Origin of the sequence: Paraburkholderia sp. BR10954 (assembly GCF_040965775.1) — a bacterium.
Taxonomy (GTDB): domain Bacteria; phylum Pseudomonadota; class Gammaproteobacteria; order Burkholderiales; family Burkholderiaceae; genus Paraburkholderia; species Paraburkholderia youngii.
The window spans coordinates 1-247 of sequence record NZ_JBFRCK010000353.1; the positions used below are offsets into that span (position 1 = coordinate 1).

Annotated in this window: 1 pseudogene; it reads left to right on the plus strand. The window is 55.9% G+C overall.

Annotation, left to right across the window (positions count from 1 at the left end):
- Positions 1-120: 120 nt before the first annotated feature.
- Positions 121-247, plus strand: a pseudogene (locus AB4Y34_RS42535) (transposase); the annotation flags it as partial.

Here is a 247-nt window from a genome sequence, read left to right on the forward strand (position 1 = left end):
CAGACCTCGACAGAATTTGCAGGAAACTACCCATAATCTGCCAGGTTCCTGCAAATGCATCAACAACTTTCCGCTTCAAACCCTTGCTGCAAAAGGCTCTCCGGATTGTTCAGGTTCGACTACTTCGGGATGAAAGCGCACGTCGGCGTGGACGCAGAGTCGGGCCCGGTCCACACGGTCATCGGCACAGCCGCCAACGTTCATGACATCAATGCGGCCGAAGCGCTGTTGCACGGCCAGGAAATGG